General features: G+C 37.4%; 20 protein-coding genes. 11 read left to right on the plus strand and 9 right to left on the minus strand.

Going from position 1 to position 15,417, the window contains the following annotated elements:
• The first annotated feature begins 188 nt into the window (after nucleotides 1-188).
• From ACFW35_RS14610 to ACFW35_RS14630, 5 genes are all read left to right on the plus strand, one after another.
• A complete protein-coding gene (locus ACFW35_RS14610) occupies nucleotides 189-668 on the plus strand; it encodes a GyrI-like domain-containing protein (protein WP_379846728.1) in 480 nt (159 codons plus the stop codon).
• Between the two features lie 37 nt (nucleotides 669-705).
• Nucleotides 706-1,347, plus strand: a complete 642-nt coding sequence (locus ACFW35_RS14615) for an alpha/beta family hydrolase (RefSeq protein ID WP_379846730.1) — start codon at nucleotides 706-708, stop codon at nucleotides 1,345-1,347.
• 17 nt (nucleotides 1,348-1,364) lie between these two features.
• Complete coding sequence (locus tag ACFW35_RS14620) at nucleotides 1,365-1,883, plus strand: DinB family protein (protein WP_379846732.1); 519 nt, start codon at nucleotides 1,365-1,367, stop codon at nucleotides 1,881-1,883.
• A gap of 123 nt (nucleotides 1,884-2,006) precedes the next feature.
• Nucleotides 2,007-2,960 carry an ABC transporter permease subunit gene (locus ACFW35_RS14625; RefSeq protein WP_379846734.1) on the plus strand — a complete coding sequence of 318 codons (954 nt, stop codon included), beginning with the start codon at nucleotides 2,007-2,009 and terminating at the stop codon, nucleotides 2,958-2,960.
• Nucleotides 2,961-3,992, plus strand: a complete 1,032-nt coding sequence (locus ACFW35_RS14630) for a hypothetical protein (protein ID WP_379846736.1) — start codon at nucleotides 2,961-2,963, stop codon at nucleotides 3,990-3,992.
• Between the two features lie 304 nt (nucleotides 3,993-4,296).
• On the opposite strand, the gene ACFW35_RS14635 is transcribed toward ACFW35_RS14630, so the two are convergent.
• The gene (locus ACFW35_RS14635; RefSeq protein WP_379846738.1) at nucleotides 4,297-4,788 is read right to left on the minus strand and encodes a lactoylglutathione lyase family protein; all 492 of its coding nucleotides are present in this window, start codon (nucleotides 4,786-4,788) and stop codon (nucleotides 4,297-4,299) included.
• Nucleotides 4,789-4,930: 142 nt separating this feature from the next.
• Here ACFW35_RS14635 and ACFW35_RS14640 point away from each other — a divergent pair, with 142 nt between their 5' ends.
• Nucleotides 4,931-5,254 (plus strand): hypothetical protein, encoded by a 324-nt coding sequence (locus ACFW35_RS14640; protein ID WP_379846740.1) that lies wholly within the window; start codon nucleotides 4,931-4,933, stop codon nucleotides 5,252-5,254.
• Between the two features lie 38 nt (nucleotides 5,255-5,292).
• Here ACFW35_RS14640 and ACFW35_RS14645 read toward each other — a convergent pair whose 3' ends face one another.
• Nucleotides 5,293-5,772, minus strand: coding sequence for a hypothetical protein (locus ACFW35_RS14645; protein WP_379846742.1), 480 nt, complete (start codon nucleotides 5,770-5,772; stop codon nucleotides 5,293-5,295).
• Between the two features lie 119 nt (nucleotides 5,773-5,891).
• Here ACFW35_RS14645 and ACFW35_RS14650 point away from each other — a divergent pair, with 119 nt between their 5' ends.
• Nucleotides 5,892-6,224 carry a hypothetical protein gene (locus ACFW35_RS14650; protein ID WP_379846743.1) on the plus strand — a complete coding sequence of 111 codons (333 nt, stop codon included), beginning with the start codon at nucleotides 5,892-5,894 and terminating at the stop codon, nucleotides 6,222-6,224.
• 36 nt (nucleotides 6,225-6,260) lie between these two features.
• On the opposite strand, the gene hmpA is transcribed toward ACFW35_RS14650, so the two are convergent.
• Nucleotides 6,261-7,487, minus strand: a complete 1,227-nt coding sequence (hmpA, locus tag ACFW35_RS14655) for an NO-inducible flavohemoprotein (RefSeq protein ID WP_379846745.1) — start codon at nucleotides 7,485-7,487, stop codon at nucleotides 6,261-6,263.
• Between the two features lie 173 nt (nucleotides 7,488-7,660).
• On the opposite strand from hmpA, the gene ACFW35_RS14660 reads away from it, so the two are divergent.
• From ACFW35_RS14660 to ACFW35_RS14675, 4 genes are all read left to right on the plus strand, one after another.
• On the plus strand, nucleotides 7,661-8,125 hold the full coding sequence (locus tag ACFW35_RS14660; RefSeq protein ID WP_379846747.1) for a GNAT family N-acetyltransferase: 465 nt from the start codon (nucleotides 7,661-7,663) through the stop codon (nucleotides 8,123-8,125).
• 18 nt (nucleotides 8,126-8,143) lie between these two features.
• The gene (locus ACFW35_RS14665) at nucleotides 8,144-8,521 is read left to right on the plus strand and encodes a hypothetical protein (protein WP_379846749.1); all 378 of its coding nucleotides are present in this window, start codon (nucleotides 8,144-8,146) and stop codon (nucleotides 8,519-8,521) included.
• Between the two features lie 143 nt (nucleotides 8,522-8,664).
• Entirely contained in the window at nucleotides 8,665-9,072 is a 408-nt protein-coding gene (locus tag ACFW35_RS14670) for a hypothetical protein (protein WP_379846751.1), read from the plus strand.
• A gap of 109 nt (nucleotides 9,073-9,181) precedes the next feature.
• Nucleotides 9,182-9,370, plus strand: a complete 189-nt coding sequence (locus ACFW35_RS14675; protein WP_379846753.1) for a hypothetical protein — start codon at nucleotides 9,182-9,184, stop codon at nucleotides 9,368-9,370.
• 28 nt (nucleotides 9,371-9,398) lie between these two features.
• On the opposite strand, the gene ACFW35_RS14680 is transcribed toward ACFW35_RS14675, so the two are convergent.
• The 6 genes from ACFW35_RS14680 to ACFW35_RS14705 form a co-directional block, all read right to left on the minus strand.
• The gene (locus ACFW35_RS14680; RefSeq protein WP_379846755.1) at nucleotides 9,399-9,845 is read right to left on the minus strand and encodes a DUF4385 domain-containing protein; all 447 of its coding nucleotides are present in this window, start codon (nucleotides 9,843-9,845) and stop codon (nucleotides 9,399-9,401) included.
• 92 nt (nucleotides 9,846-9,937) lie between these two features.
• Nucleotides 9,938-12,250: an RNA polymerase recycling motor HelD gene (gene helD, locus ACFW35_RS14685; protein WP_379846757.1), complete on the minus strand. Its 2,313-nt coding sequence runs from the start codon at nucleotides 12,248-12,250 to the stop codon at nucleotides 9,938-9,940.
• A 195-nt stretch (nucleotides 12,251-12,445) separates the two neighbouring features.
• Nucleotides 12,446-12,919 (minus strand): DinB family protein, encoded by a 474-nt coding sequence (locus ACFW35_RS14690; protein ID WP_379846758.1) that lies wholly within the window; start codon nucleotides 12,917-12,919, stop codon nucleotides 12,446-12,448.
• Between the two features lie 81 nt (nucleotides 12,920-13,000).
• The gene (locus ACFW35_RS14695; RefSeq protein ID WP_379846760.1) at nucleotides 13,001-13,558 is read right to left on the minus strand and encodes a cysteine hydrolase family protein; all 558 of its coding nucleotides are present in this window, start codon (nucleotides 13,556-13,558) and stop codon (nucleotides 13,001-13,003) included.
• Nucleotides 13,555-14,565, minus strand: a complete 1,011-nt coding sequence (locus ACFW35_RS14700) for a phosphotransferase enzyme family protein (RefSeq protein ID WP_379846762.1) — start codon at nucleotides 14,563-14,565, stop codon at nucleotides 13,555-13,557. The genes ACFW35_RS14695 and ACFW35_RS14700 overlap by 4 nt, the downstream gene beginning before the upstream one ends.
• 293 nt (nucleotides 14,566-14,858) lie before the next feature.
• Nucleotides 14,859-15,368, minus strand: coding sequence for a DUF1572 family protein (locus ACFW35_RS14705; protein WP_379846764.1), 510 nt, complete (start codon nucleotides 15,366-15,368; stop codon nucleotides 14,859-14,861).
• Between the last annotated feature and the right edge of the window lie 49 nt (nucleotides 15,369-15,417).

Consider the following 15,417-nt stretch of genomic DNA (forward strand, 5'->3'; position numbering starts at 1 on the left):
AACCAAGATAAGTACCTTTCACAAGATTCGGTCATTTGATGTATAAGAATCTAGCACTTACAGGTAAAAAGAATTATTAAAATGAAAATATAAGGAAAAAATTCTTTAGCTAAGCTTTCAGGAGAAAAATAAAGGATGGGTGTCATTTTTATAGAAGAGATAAGCAGACCCTTGAAAGGAGTTTTTTTATGAAAGGAAATACACTTCAAGATAAAATCAGCATTCTACTGCTAGAAGAATTAAAGTTAGTTGGCTTTCGAGTTCTTTGTGATGGTGATCAGTATATAAACGAAATTCCAAAAGCATCTCTCGCATTACAGAATAGGATTATGGATGTTAAACACGTCATCTCACCTGATCAGCAAATTGGAGCCTTTATTGTGGATGCCGATTCTGAAAATGAAGATGGTTATTGGGTTTGCGTTCAAGTCGATAAATATGCAGACATTCCAGAAGACATGACCTCGCTCACTGTTCCGCCGCAAACATATGCAATGATCTTGCATGAAGGACCGAACCATGAAATCAGAAACAGTTATGAAAAACTTCATGAATGGATTATGAAAAATAACTATACAAGGGCACTTAACAAATGGCATATCGAACGGTTTCTTGATTATAAGAACAAAGATCATCTAAAAGTTCAGCTCTTCGATACGATATTATAATCAATATTTTATTAACGAATGGGGGCAAAAGACAGGAATGAATGTACGTGAAGGAATTGTAAAAGGCTACAAAGAAATGAAAGTTCCCTATGCGTTTTTAAATAAGACTGAAAAACCAAATGGTTTGGCAATCATTCTTCCAGGCATGGGCTATACCGTTAAATCACCTATACTCCACTTCGCCACAGGAGCATATTTAAATAGAGGTTATGACGTACTGCATATAAACTATGAGTACCACACGGATCAGTATGACCATTTTACATATGAAGAATTAAAAAGTACATTAGCCCCAGATGTGATGACAGTGCTTCATGAAACTTTACGTGATGCAGATTTTAAATCTTATTACCTTGTAGGTAAATCCTTTGGATGTTTGGCGATGCCAGAAGCGTTAAATTTTCACCCTTTGCAAAACGCTAAAACGGTTTGGTTAACACCACATTTGAAAGAGAAAAACGTATTTGAGACAATGTTAAATAGTCAAAATAAAGGATTATGTATGATCGGAGACAGGGATTCTTTCTACAACAAAGAAAGCCTTGAACAATTACAGACAAATAAAAATATAGATTATTTTATTCCCCCTGGAGCAAATCATGCTTTAGAGATCGGTGGTCAAACACTTGAATCGATTGATTTAGTAAGAAGAGTTGTAAAAATGATCAATGAATTTTAATAGAAAGGATACCTTCAATGAATTTCAAAATCAATGAAGCTATTGAGCTATTGGAACGTACACCTGAAACGCTTTCCTCTCTTTTAACTGGCCTTTCTCCTGATTGGTTAACTTGCAGTGAAGGCGGTGACACATGGAATGCCCTCGAGGTTGTAGCTCACCTTATTGAAGGAGAAAAGGTGAACTGGATCCCTCGAATGAATATGATTTTGACAAAAGGCGAGGATTATACTTTTCCACCGTTTGATCGTTTTTCGCACTTATCTAAAAGTGAAAAGAACATTGAGCTGCTATTACTGGAGTTTAAACAATACCGGGAAGAAAGTCTCGTAAAACTGAGAAGTCAGCTTAGCAGCGTGACAGATTTTGAACAATCAGCAAGACACCCAGAATTCGGACCTGTTAGATTAAGAGAATTGCTCTCGACTTGGGCCGTTCATGACTTAACGCACATCTCTCAAATTACAAGAATTATGGCAAAGCGTTATAAAGAAGACGTTGGACCGTGGCAAGCTTATTTAAGTATTTTGAAATAAGAAAAACGCTGTCAATATGGCAGCGTTTTTTTTATAAATCAAAAGGTAAATTATGGTTTCTGTCGAACTAATTAACTTTATTAGATAAAAGAGAGAGATATAGATATTGAGGGGGAAAATTTCATGGTTGTTTCTGTCCTGCGTCATGGGCTTAGTTTTTTGCTGCCTATTATTGGTGTTTTTTTTATTGGAGCACTGCCATTTCTGTTTTTCAGCAATGTACAAGGCATTGAGGCTGTTGCTCGGTTATTGCAATCAGGAGCTATTAAAAACGCACTATTTTTAAATCAGGACCTTGGATTGTATTTTGATGCTTATCTCCATAAAATTAGCGTGCTGATGGGAAAAATTCTAACTTTTTCAAATGTCGAATATTATGAAAGCCAGCAGGTAAAATACTTGTTTCCCACGATATTACCCTATTTTTATTTCTCACTTAAACTGGTTGTCAGTGCTTTTTTCTTATCTGTTGGTGCAGCCATTCTATTCGCTTTACTTATTAAGAGTTTACCAGGCAGAATTCAAAAAACGGTCCGCTTTTTCTTCTTTTCACTAGAATCCCTGCCAGATATTTTTTTAATAACTATGATTCAATATATGATTATCCTTGTTTATCGAAACACAGGGGAACTTATTATGCCAATCGTTCATAGCAAACAAGAACCGATTTTCTTGCTTCCTGTTCTCTGTTTAGCCATACTGCCTACATTATTTATCGTGAGGACTTTGCTCTTTTTGCTTGATGATGAAGATTCCAAAGTCTATGTTGAGTTTGCTCGTGCAAAAGGAATAAAGTATTCATTAATTCTTTATGTCCACATGCTAAGGAATTCCTTGATCAGCCTTTTTTATCATACAAAGACAATCTATTGGCTAATGATATCAACGCTCTTTATTATCGAATATATAATGGCGATTCCAGGTATCACACAATTCATGCTGAATAATGGCCCAACTACGCCAGATGTAGTGACAGTCAGTGTCTTGTTGATGTTCGTTCCATTTTATATCATTTTTACAGCCATCTCTTATACGATAAACTTTCGACTTGGCCGTAATGAAGAGGAGGCGGCATAGATGTCTGTATGGAAAAGCCCTCTATTCCTGACCGGATTCCTTATCATTATTACACTTTTTTTCGGAAGCATTATCTATTCTTATTTTGTGCCTGACAAAGAAAAGCCCGTTATGCAAATTCGTTATGATGAAAATAACACACCGATTGATTCAGTCCCGATCGCACCGTTTGAAGATATGCCCCTTGGAACAGACCGGTTTGGGGTAAGTATGCTTCATAAGGTATTAGATGGAGCAAAATACACACTAGGTTTTGCCTTTTTAATCGCATTCGCAAGACTTTTGATCGGATCTCTGCTAGGTCTTCTGTTTAGTCAGCTTCCTAAATCCATACTTAGAATGTTAAACAAACTTTTCGAAGCATTTTATTATGCTCCGGCAACTATTATTGCTTATCTTATACTCTTTCCTGTGCTGCAGATATTCACGTGGTCACTCCCTCGTGATGAACAGACGATTTTTGCAATAACCATACTTGTTGTAATTGCTGTGCCACCGCTCATGATTACCGTTGCAAGCGAGACAAAAAAGTTCTTAGAAAATGAATTTATCTCATCTGTAAAAGTACTCGGAGGCGGTAGATTTCATACACTCTTTAAACATGTCCTGCCCTTTCTAAGACCTCGTCTAGGTATCTTGTACAGCCAGCAATTAATCTCTACTCTGTTGCTCGTCGCTCATTTGGGAGTTTTAAAGGTTTTTATCGGCGGTATGGATATTATTACGCTAGAACCACTTAGCAACAATACCCTGCCCGTTTCCATGATTAACGAGTGGTCCAGTATGATCGGTGCTTATATATATGAAATCCGAGGCAATCTATGGGTAATTTACACGCCGCTCGCTGCATTTGCGGTTTCGATACTCGCTCTAAACTTTATGGTCGAAGCGATGAAACAACAGTATCTTGCTCAAGGTTCTTATACAAAAACGCGCCGTTTCAGCCGCCGTAAAAAGAAGCAGCCTGTTCCTGCAAAAAAGCTTACTCAGGAAAAATTTGAGAAAATCATGAAGACCGGGACTGATGGATAAAAAATTGATGCTCATGCGGTCGGTTTGACCTGCATGAGTCTCTTTTTTGCCTGTACTTTATCTGCAGTTGTCGAAAATTCGATAAATAAAAATTAACGTGGGATTTTGGTCACTTAACGTGGGATTATTTAAAATAACGTGGGTATTTTTAAAATAAAGTGGGATTAACCATTTATCACCTATTCCATGTCTATTTATTTCGTCTTTTTATTTAATTGTCTTTCTCAAAATGACACGATAGAATAAAAAGCAAATTTCCTCAAAAAAAGGATGACTCCAGCCGGAATCATCCTACTTTTATTTATTAATATGCACCATCTGAATAGGTCAGCTCATAGCTATGGCTATAGATCTCAACTAAGTTGCCGAATGGGTCTTCACAATAAACCATCCGATACGGTTTTTCTCCTGGATAGTATTCGCGGATCGGCATTCGCTGCTTTCCGCCATGCGCCACGATTTTTTCTACAAGTCCTTCAACATCTGGATCCTGAACGCAATAATGGAAGATTCCTGTTTTCCAATATTCAAAGTTATTCTCAGGCTTTTCATTGTTTTCAAATTCAAACAGCTCAATTCCGATCTTATCCGATGTCGCCATGTGGGCGATTCGAAACTTCTTCCACCCTGGACCGAATACGTCCGTACACATTTCACCGATCGGACTGTCATCTTCTTCTATTATGGTCGGCTGCATAATTGTGTACCAGCCCATTACATCTTCATAAAATTTCACTGCTTTTTCTACATCAGGAACGGATAGTCCGATATGCGAAAAAGAACGCGGGTATCTCATCTTATCTCTCCTTTTATGGCTAGTCTGTAAAACAGTCTTCACTTATGAGAGGGTGATTAACCCTCTTTAAGACATGTTCCCTATGATAAAATAGGAATAAACAAATGGTGAAGAAATCTGCCTTTATATTGGAGGAAGCGAAATGTCTACATTAATAACGATGGCGCTGTACCAGCCCCATGAGGGAAAAGAAGAACAGCTTAATGAAGTTTTAAAAAACCACATCAAAACGCTAGAAGCAGAAGAGCTTATTACTTCACGTGAACCCATCCGTGCTGTAGCAGCAGATGGCACGGTCATTGAGATCTTCGAGTGGAAGTCGGAGCAAGCAAAAGATGCTGCCCACGAATCCCCAATCGTAATGAAAGTCTGGAATGAAATAATGGAAATTGCTGAAATCAAAAGCCCCTCATCTTTAGCTGAAGCGAATCATCCGTTTCCTAACTTTGCACCTTACACGTTATAAAAAAGTAAAAAGGGCATCCTTATGCCCTTTTTACATGCTTAATTCGGTTCGTGATCTTTCATCCAGTCTACTAAAGCGGCAGTTTCCTTCTCCCCGCCCTCAAACACGTAGTATTTCGTCGTTCCGTTGTCTTTCCCTTTAAGGATAATATTTTTATGAGCTTCTCTAGCTTTCGGATACGGTATGAATATATCTATATTTTCATTCTTATCATAAGGATTGCTGTAATAAATATGAATATATTCTTTCAATGTAAATTTGTTTATTTCATATGCAGGTGATAACGTTTCAAGCCATGGATCAGCTAATGTTTGAATTTCATTATACGAATCCTCCACCCAATCAATACTCATATTCTTCAAATCAAAACCTATTGGCTGACTCCCGATTAATGAATGAACTTTTTCAAACACTGCACCAGAGACTTTGCCGTCAATAGGTTCTTTTTTGGCAGAACATCCTGTAAACAGAATCGTTGAACATACCAGTGTACAGAATAATAAAAATCTTATTTTCATCCTCAGCACCCCTTTTAAGCGTTAGACGATATCATTTCCAAATGCGTTTCACTTTAGAAAAACAGAGAGGAATGTTCCTCTCGAAAGTGGAATAAATAGAATACAAAAGGAGTGATTTCTTGCTCAGTGAAGCCGATTTAAACATTATCTTCTATACATTATTCTTACTTTCTGGATTGCCTATTAGCTACAAATATGCTGCGTTTATGGTAAAGCATACAGGGATGGTTGTCCCTCATTTTTTTATAAGCTTAATGTTGAATCTATGTGTTGGGATCCTCGGCATCGTGGGATGGATTTTTTTCGCACCAAAGATCAGTATCTATTTTACCCTCGGTGGAATATATCTAGGAGCAGAAATAACTGCTTTAAGTTTACTTCTATTGTTAGCTTTACTGTTGTATAAAAGAAAAGCTTTATTACTAAGCTTTCAGCGCTGGGTCTCAACATAAAAAACACCTTCCATATCAGGAAGGTGTTCGTCATTTTTATGCGTTTACTTTTTCTTTTTCCAAATCACTTGCAGGACCAAAGAATTCAAAATGAATATTTTCCTTCTTGATGTTTAACTCTTGAAGTGCATGATTGATTGCCTGCATAAATGGAACCGGGCCGCAGAAGTAATATTCCGCTTCTCTATTTAATGGCAACACTTTGCGAAGCCATGCTTCATCAATATAACCCGTCTGATCGTATCCGAAGTCCTCTTCTAATGGTTTTTCATAAACAAAATAAGTTAAGATGTTCTCAGCATCTTCTGCCACTTTTTTCACTTCATCTTTTAATGCATGTGTCTGGCCGTTGATTGCCGCATGAATGAAAGTCACTTCACGCTCAGGCTGCTTTTCAGCTGCTGTTTTCAGCATACTTACCATTGGAGTAAGACCAACACCGCCACTGATCAAAACAGCTGGTTTATCACTCTCAGTGTCTAAGTAAAAATCTCCTGCTGGTGCACTTAGATATAGTACATCTCCTGCTTTTACACCTTCATGTAAATAAACAGATACAATACCGTCTGGAGAATTTAAGCCTGCTTCTTTTTTAACAGAAATTCTGTAATGCTCTTTTCCTGGCGCGTCAGATAAACTGTACTGGCGGATATGTGTGTTCGTTTCACCTGGGATTTCCATTCTTACACTCACGTATTGCCCAGGATTGAATTCCGCGATTGGTCCGCCATCTTGTGGTTTTAAGTAGAATGATGTGATCACACTGCTCTCCTCCACTTTGTCAGCAACAACAAATGCTCTGAATCCTTCCCATCCGCCTTTTTGCTGTTCAGCTGCTTCATACATGTCACGCTCAACTCCGATAAATGCATCAGCGATCACGCCGTACGCTTCGGCCCAAGCGTTGATTATTTCATCTGTTGCAGCATCCCCTAGAACGTCTTTTATCGCTTGCAGCAAGTTTTCCCCAACAACTGGATAGTGCTCTGGTTTTACACCTAAACTTCTATGTTTATGAGCGATCTGCTTTACAACTGGAATGATCATTTCAAGCTTATCAATGTTAGCTGCTGCTGCGTAAACGGCATTTGCAAGTGCTGCTTGCTGGCGTCCTTTTTTCTGATTCGCATGGTTAAAAATATTCAAAAGTTCTGGATGCTTCGTAAAGAGCAGTTGATAAAAACGGGAAGTAATCGCTTCTCCGTGGACTTCTAATACAGGTACGGTTGACTTAATGATCTCAATCGTTCTTGCTTGTAACATGTCAATTCCCCCTCAGTTCTTATTACAACTCTATCGTAAAAGAATTCGAGAAGAAGGAATGTGATTTAAATCACATTTCCTTTGGACGTTTTGTGAACAAAATATGTTGTTAGTTGTACCACTCAATATGATAAAATTGGAAAAAGACTTACAGCAATTGAAAGGAAACTCTTATGGAAATCACTAAAACAAAAGATTATGAGGCAATTGCAAAACTTAATAAAAACGTTCAGGATGTACATGTTGAACTTTTCCCTGAATACTTTACACCATATAACTATGAACCGATTCGAGATTTTTATAAAGAAATCATGAAGGATCCGAAACAAATCTTCTTACTGGTGGAAGAGGATTTTAACCCAATCGGTTATGTATGGATGACACTTCGTGATTCAGCAGAAACACCCTTCAAAAAAGCTTCCAGATCCTTATACATACATCAGATCAGCATAGAGAAAAACAGTAGCAACAAAGACGCTGGTTCACAAGTTATAGCTTATATCGAGGAATTGGGAAAAAATCTTGGTGCTACTAAGCTTGAGCTAGATTATTGGATTGACAATACGATTGCTAGAAACTTCTATAAAAAAGCGGGATTTGTGATTCACCGTGAAGTCGTACATAAAGAAATGATTTAAAAATCAGGAGGTTAGGAAATGGCTCATCTGCTTGTCTACCTTTATAAGATCAAACCTGAAGCGAAGGAAAAGTTCCTGGAGATATCTGCGAAAACGAATAAAAAATTTCAGGAATATGGAGGAGTGACTGAGCAAATCTTTAAATTATCACCCTCTTCAAAAAACTATGGAATTTCATTAATTCCAGAGAAACTCGATGTGAAAGAAGATGAGGAACTCTGGATCGGGCTGCTTCACTTCCAATCAGAAGAACACGCCCGCCTTACAATGGAAGACTTTGATTCAGACAAAGAAGTGAACGAGCTATTAAACGAGTTTGTTGCCCATGTCGCACCTCTTGATCATATATTGTTTGGAGAGTTTGTTTCAGAACACACAACGGTAAAGAGATTGTGATAGTACCCTTTCAGCAAACCACAACATCGGTAAGGCCAACCTTGTAATACTTACCATACATTTTCTGCATTTTAGGTACTCAATAAAAAAGGAACAGGTGTTATACTGAAAATACTATTTTTATTGAAGAGGAGTTATTTGAGATGGAAGATACTCTGAAACTGATCCTTACCGAAATGAAAGAAATTCGAAACGACATTAGCGGTATTCAAAAAGTACAAAATGATTTCAGTAAACGTCTGGGTACTTTTGCGTCTAACCAAGACGATTTCAGCAAACGTCTGGCTACTTTTGCGTTTAATCAAGAAGATTTCAGTAAACGTTTGGATACTTTAACTTCCAATCAAGAGGATTTTAAGAAACAACAAATTGTTTTAATAGCAGGACAAAAAAGGATTGAAAACAAGCTTGATAAGTTTAATGCATATGTCATCACAAGTATGGGAGATTATACAGATAAGATTATTAATCACTTTGATGATACAGCTCAAGTGTTAAATAAAAGGATTTTTAAAGTTGAAACCGAATTAGAGGGAAAAAGCCGACAGTAAAGACATCACGAGTGAAAAGTCTTTGCTGTTTTTTATTTAAACAAAATTAAATACTTCGTGCTGATAGCCATAGCATATTATTATAGGAATATTTAAGGGAGGTTCTGTCATGCTTTGGTTCATTATTTTTATTGGGGTCATTCTATTTTTAGCATTCTTAATAGACTTGCGGCGCAAAAAGAACAACAATCATTCCCATCATTCTTCAGCAAAGCCAGGTGAACACACAAATTACCAGATGGGTGATAACCGGTTCACAAGCGGAGGCGGCGGAATTGGTGGTGGCGGAGAACAATAACAAACACCTCTAACAAGAATAGAGGTGTTTATCCAAACTCTTTTTGATGTGCTTTTTTCATCTTTAAATACTCTTCATCTGTTCTGGCAAGTTTCCACTTCTCTTCAAAGATTGCAGCTGATTTTGCTTTGGCAGGATCTATCTGTCTCTCATTGACCTCACCGTTTTTATCATATTTTCTGCCACCCTTGTAATTGGTGTATCGTCTTGCACGGGTATAACCCATCTGCAAAAACTTCCTTGCCATATCTGCGCCAACGAAATCTTTATTCTTTTTATACTCCAAAAATTGTTCATAGATTTTCTCTGATGACTTTTTAGCTTCTTCGGGTGTTTTAAAACGCCAATGAGGAAGAATCTCGCTTTTATAGGGCTCAACAAGAAGCACTCCTTGTTCTCCGCGGCCAACTCTATATTTTTCTGGGTTCTTTCTAAAATCGATATGTTCAAAATCAAGGTCATAATCAAATGGCACAGATCTCCCTCCTTCTTTTTTAAGGTTACCCGTTTATTTGGAGAACAAAAATAAAATCCGCTGCTCAAAGAACAGCGAATTCTTATTTCCAATTATTTGATTTCATAAAGAACTTTTGGAGCGTCTTGGATAAATGGACATGGCAATCCGTTATAAAAGACAGTCAGTTCATGCATCGCACGTGTGCAAACAGTATAAAACAGTTTTCGCTCTCGTTCATTCTGGTAGCCTGAAGCGTCGTAAATGGCTGCAGCGTCAAATTCAATACCTTTTGCTAGATACGATGGAATTACAATAATTCCTTTTTGAAATGCTGCATCTTCATTGACCATAAGTCTAATGTCTATCTTTGACTTTAGCTTTTCATGTACTTTCATACTTTCTTTTGCAGTACGGCAAATAATAGCTATTGTTTCATGGCCATCTTTCAGCCAGGACTCTATGAGGGTTTCTAATTGTTCATGCAGCAGCTCTTCTCCCTCTGCATGAACTACAGCTGGTTTATTACCGTGTCTATTAAAAGGAATAATGGTGCTTCCATCTTTTAAAAGACTTTTCGTGAACTCAACGATTTCCTTTGTCGAACGGTAGCTTCTAGTAAGTGTTATCTTTTCTGCATTATTCTTGCCCAATAACCTTTGCAGCATGTTAAACGATTCATCGGACGCATGTGCATAGATTGATTGGTTTAAATCACCAAGTACTGTTAAGCTGGCTCTTGGGAAAATCCGCTGAATAAAAGCGAATTGAAATGGTGAAAAATCTTGTGCTTCGTCGATAAAGACATGTCGTACAGCAGCATTTGATTGAAATCCGATTAATAATTCTTTTACATACAAGAAAGGTGTAGCATCTTCGTTTGATAAATGATTTTGTTTTAGGTTAAATAAAGTTTGATTGCAGATTTCACCCCATACATCGTACTCTTGCAGTAATTTATTATTCTTCTGAAACAGCTTTGCATATATACTCTTCATGTCTAAAAAAGTGCATTCTTCAACAGTTTTTCGAAGTGATTTAAACGCCAGTCTTGTTACATATGCTGACAGCACTTTCTGTTCACTGGCTAAATCGTTAAAAGAGTCATCACCATATTTGTTTCGTTTTTGCAGCTGTTCATAAAGCTTTGTGTAGACTGACTTATCTAAAAATTGAATTTCCTTTTCGACCCATGGTTTCTTACGTTCTTTTCTTTCAACTATTTTCAATTCTTTTAAAATCCATTTGGATGTTTGTTTCATGCGATAAGGAATTGTTTCACGTGAATCCAAAGAATAAAAGTACTCACTGATCTGTTTAGCCCGAATCACTGTTTTATCGCGAAACTTCACATCTAAAAATTGCATACCGGATTCACTAAGCTTTTCCACGTATTTATGGATGGCATCTAAGAAATCAACAGATGCTTTAAATTTGATCCCTTCAATCCGTGAAGATTCACCATCTCCGGAGAGTATATCCTCCATTTGTTCAAATGGCGTTTCAACTGAAAATTCCTCGGCTAAATGGTGATCGATATAAGCTTGAAAAGTGGTCTGTTCCATATTTTCTTCCCCAAGTTCAGGAAGGACGTTTGCGACATAGCTATTGAACATGTTATTTGGAGAAAACAAAACAATATGATGGGATTGTAGAGTTTCCCTGTCCCGGTATAAAAGATAGGCTACACGCTGCAATGCAGCAGATGTTTTTCCGCATCCTGCTGCTCCTTGTACGATAAGCAAATCACTTTCCGTGTTTCGTATAATGGCATTCTGTTCTTTTTGAATGGTCGCTACTATACTTTTCATTTGAGTATTCGCCTGATTGCCAAGGACTTGCTGAAGAAGTTCATCTCCAATCGCTTCCCCTGTATCAAACATACCTTGAATCTGACCATTTTTTATAATGAATTGGCGCTTTAATTCTAAATCGCCTTTTATCGTTCCACTTGGTGCCCGAAAGCTAGCCTCACCAAGGGAGTGATCATAATACAAGCTTGAGATCGGCGCTCTCCAGTCATGAACTAAAAATTCACTTGTCGTTTCGTCATAATAAGAAGCAATACCGAGGTAGACTTCTTCCGTTTCACTTTCACCTTTTTCCTTAAAATCAATTCGTCCAAAGTAAGGTGATCTCTTTAGTTTTTCGTATGTTTTTAATCGGCTTTCCGCTGAAATATGACTTCTCTCGATCTCAGATAAGAGTTCAGATTGCTGTTTGATACTTGCTGCTGTTTCGATGGCATCATCAGCATCATCTAGGTTCACAGTAACGTCCGACCAAAAGTTTTTTCGGATTTGGACCACATCAGCCAGTTTTCCGCCTAAATGCTCTTGAAGTTTAGAAGTAGCTTGAGAAAGTTCCTTGATTACTTCATTTACTCGTTCTTGTTCATTCCGCTGCTCCCGATTCCATGTCGTCATCCGATCTCTCCCTAAAATAAAATTTTATGTTGACACGCTCTTCCATTTTGTTATATAATATAATTAAGGTATATTATAAACATAAATATTATTAACGCGCGTCTTTTATATAATAGCATAATCTTGTGCAAAAAGTACATAACTTATTACGCAAAAAGAGTGGTTCCCATTTAAGGAACCACTCTTTTTATTAATTTACCCTTGTTGCACCTTAGATTTTTCAATCACTCTCTTCATGGCATGCATCTGGCCAAGGTGATACGTTTCATGGAACACAGCGAAATTCACCAATTCCCCAAATGTTTTGAAGTCGAAAAATTGTTTCTCTAACTTTTCTTGCAAACGATCTTCTGGAATTTCTTTTATTCGAGCCATTTGGTCCTTCAATTGCTCTGTTAGTTTAGAGAGGGATGACACTTCACCTTTCCAGTCAGCAGGACTTGTTCCTCTGTTAAATAGATCAAGGTAATTTAATGGAAGGTGATTTGATTTTTCGGGATACCCAAACATAAAATACTCAGCCGTTGTTAAAACATGACCAACATGCCAAAGTATATTGTTGTTGAACCCTTCTGGCTGAACGTTAGCGGTTTCTGCGTCTAGTTCCCCAAGATGTTTCAGGAAAAAGCTTCGTGACAATTCAAAGTTCTTAAATGTTAATTCACTCATCTTTACGCCTCCCTTAAAGTTAAAAGCCCTTTCAATTTTAATTATACAAGCTTAAAAATCAGTTGACTAATAAAAGAATGCTCATCGATATTGATTATGAATCGGGCTGAAAAGATCTTCACTTGCCTTCCTGACTACCGAGAAGTGGTCAACGTTATAATGGCCATGAAGGATTTTATTATGATGTTCGATGATTTGTTGGGCCTTTAACACTGCAGAGTCTGTCGTTGAGTGACCATCCTCGACTAATGTTACATCGAGTCCGTTTACTGTCGCCATTCTTACTGCAGTATCGATGCAATGCTCTGTTTTGCATCCCATAATCACGACATGACTAATTTCTTTTTCTTTTAAATCTTCTAATAGAGAAGTACCGTAAAATGCATTTGTGGCTTTTTTATTAAAAAATGCTGCTCCTTCAGGTACATGGATTTCCGAATGAACTTCGAAACCTTTCCCCTCACCTTCTGCAACGTCTAGATCTCTTACAAATATGATCTCCGCTCCCGCATCTATGCCTTGTTTAATTACTAGGTTAATATTCTTTATTAGCTGATCTTGGTTAAAAACGGCTTGTTCTTCTTTATTCCCATCGATCAGTTCCTGTTGAGCATCTATAACTAATAGTGCATTTTTCATTTTAACAACTCCTTATTATTAACATGTAATCGTTCAAAGGAAGAACGATATCTCTCTATCTTTTCAACCAGCTTTTTTCTTAAATTCGACATCCACTCCGGATGATCAGCGGAATCTGAAATATCAACTGAACGAAGTAATTTGACAAACATCGTAAGATCATGAAGTCTATTAAACATCGGTAACTGCTCTACTAAATCAGAATCCAAGGTCGTTTCGCTTTCATATCCATTAACGAATTCAGCAAACAAAGGGTTCGTCATCTTTTGATCATCTAGATCTCTTAATGCAAAAGCGATATCAGCGGCATACCAATAATAGGCACAATCATCAAAATCTAGTATTCCTGCCACGTCATCTTCCCAGCACTGATTGTCTAATTCAAAATCATAATGAATCAAACCGAAATTTTCTTGAGTAACCGGCAATGTTTCTGCCCAGCTAACGAGATAGGCAAGCTCTTTTTTCGCAGCAGTCTCTTGCATCGGAAGAAAGTTTTCTGCACTGTTTAAATGATCCCTCCAGGTTAACCGGTTGAAATGAACAGATTCATCGCATTTTTTCATTTCACCGTGAAGTTTCCCTAGTGTTTTTCCCCATATAAAAAACTGATACTGTTCAAGCTCATTTATCTCATACAGCTTACCAGGCAGAGCTTTAAATACAGAAGCGTAATAAATTCCATTCTCCTCTTCCACTTGCTCTATCTTTTTCCCGTTCAGCGATAAAACCGGTCTCACTGTACGTAATGATGTTCCAGCTAAATATTCTAAGATTTCCATTTCCGCTTCAAGTGATGAAAGTTCTCTCTCTGAAACCTCATTGAAACGCAAAAAATGAGTCTCTCCATCTATCTTAAAAACGAAAATAAAGTTCGCACTGTAACGAAAAGCATAAACACTTCCTTCATCATAATCCCAATGCTCAAGGATTTTCTCTGCTATAGAACTGCGCCATTCACTGTCGACCGTGCTTGCTACTTTAAACATTGTACTAAGTTTCATCATTTGCTTATTGCACCTCTTGTATTAGATTTTTTTATCTAAACCTTTCAATAAGCCAGAGATATCTGCAAAAGAAAAAGCCAAAAGAGCAGGATGCCCGTTTGGCTTTAACATTATTAATCAGAAAAAGCCCCTGGGAGTCATATTGAACCCAGAGCACACCGATTAAATGTTTATTTTTTATAACCGTTGGGCGAGGACAAGATATGACTGTTCTTATTGAATTTCTTAATCATTTTGTCATCACCCCTTTCATTTGATATTTCCAGTATAAACCATGTTTTATAAAATTCATATTATTTTTTTTTAGGAATCGTTAATGTTTGCCATTGATCCGACTTAAGCATTTTTGCAATATAAACAATTTGGCCGATGTGATACGAATAGTGATACATCTGACGCTCGATTGCATCCATTACAGAGTGAGGCTCATTTCGGATATAGATTTTACGAAGAAGATCTTCTTCTTTCAAACCGTTTAGTGTTTCAAAGAATACTTCCCACCCTTTGTTCCACACCACTTTCATTTCTTCGCGGTTAGACATCGTGTTCTCGAATTCGCCATCACGATTACGGTCAGGTTTTTCTCCGTCCGTGTCAAAAATGTCTGTCCATCTTGAAATCATATTTCCACTCATGTGTTTAACGATTACGGCAACACTGTTGGAATCTTCATTCGGGTACCAAAATAATTGTTCTTCCGAAAGCTGATCAAACGTCTTTTCCGCATAGTTTTTCGCATCCAGAAAACGCGCTTTTACAGAACGCATATATTCAGAAGATACATCCGTTTTCGCAAGACTCATACTACACAACTCCTTTACAGGTAGAATCTCTTATTCTATTTCTGCTCTT

The sequence above is a fragment of the Fictibacillus sp. NPDC058756 genome (assembly GCF_042746035.1).
In the GTDB taxonomy this organism is placed as follows: domain Bacteria; phylum Bacillota; class Bacilli; order Bacillales; family Fictibacillaceae; genus Fictibacillus.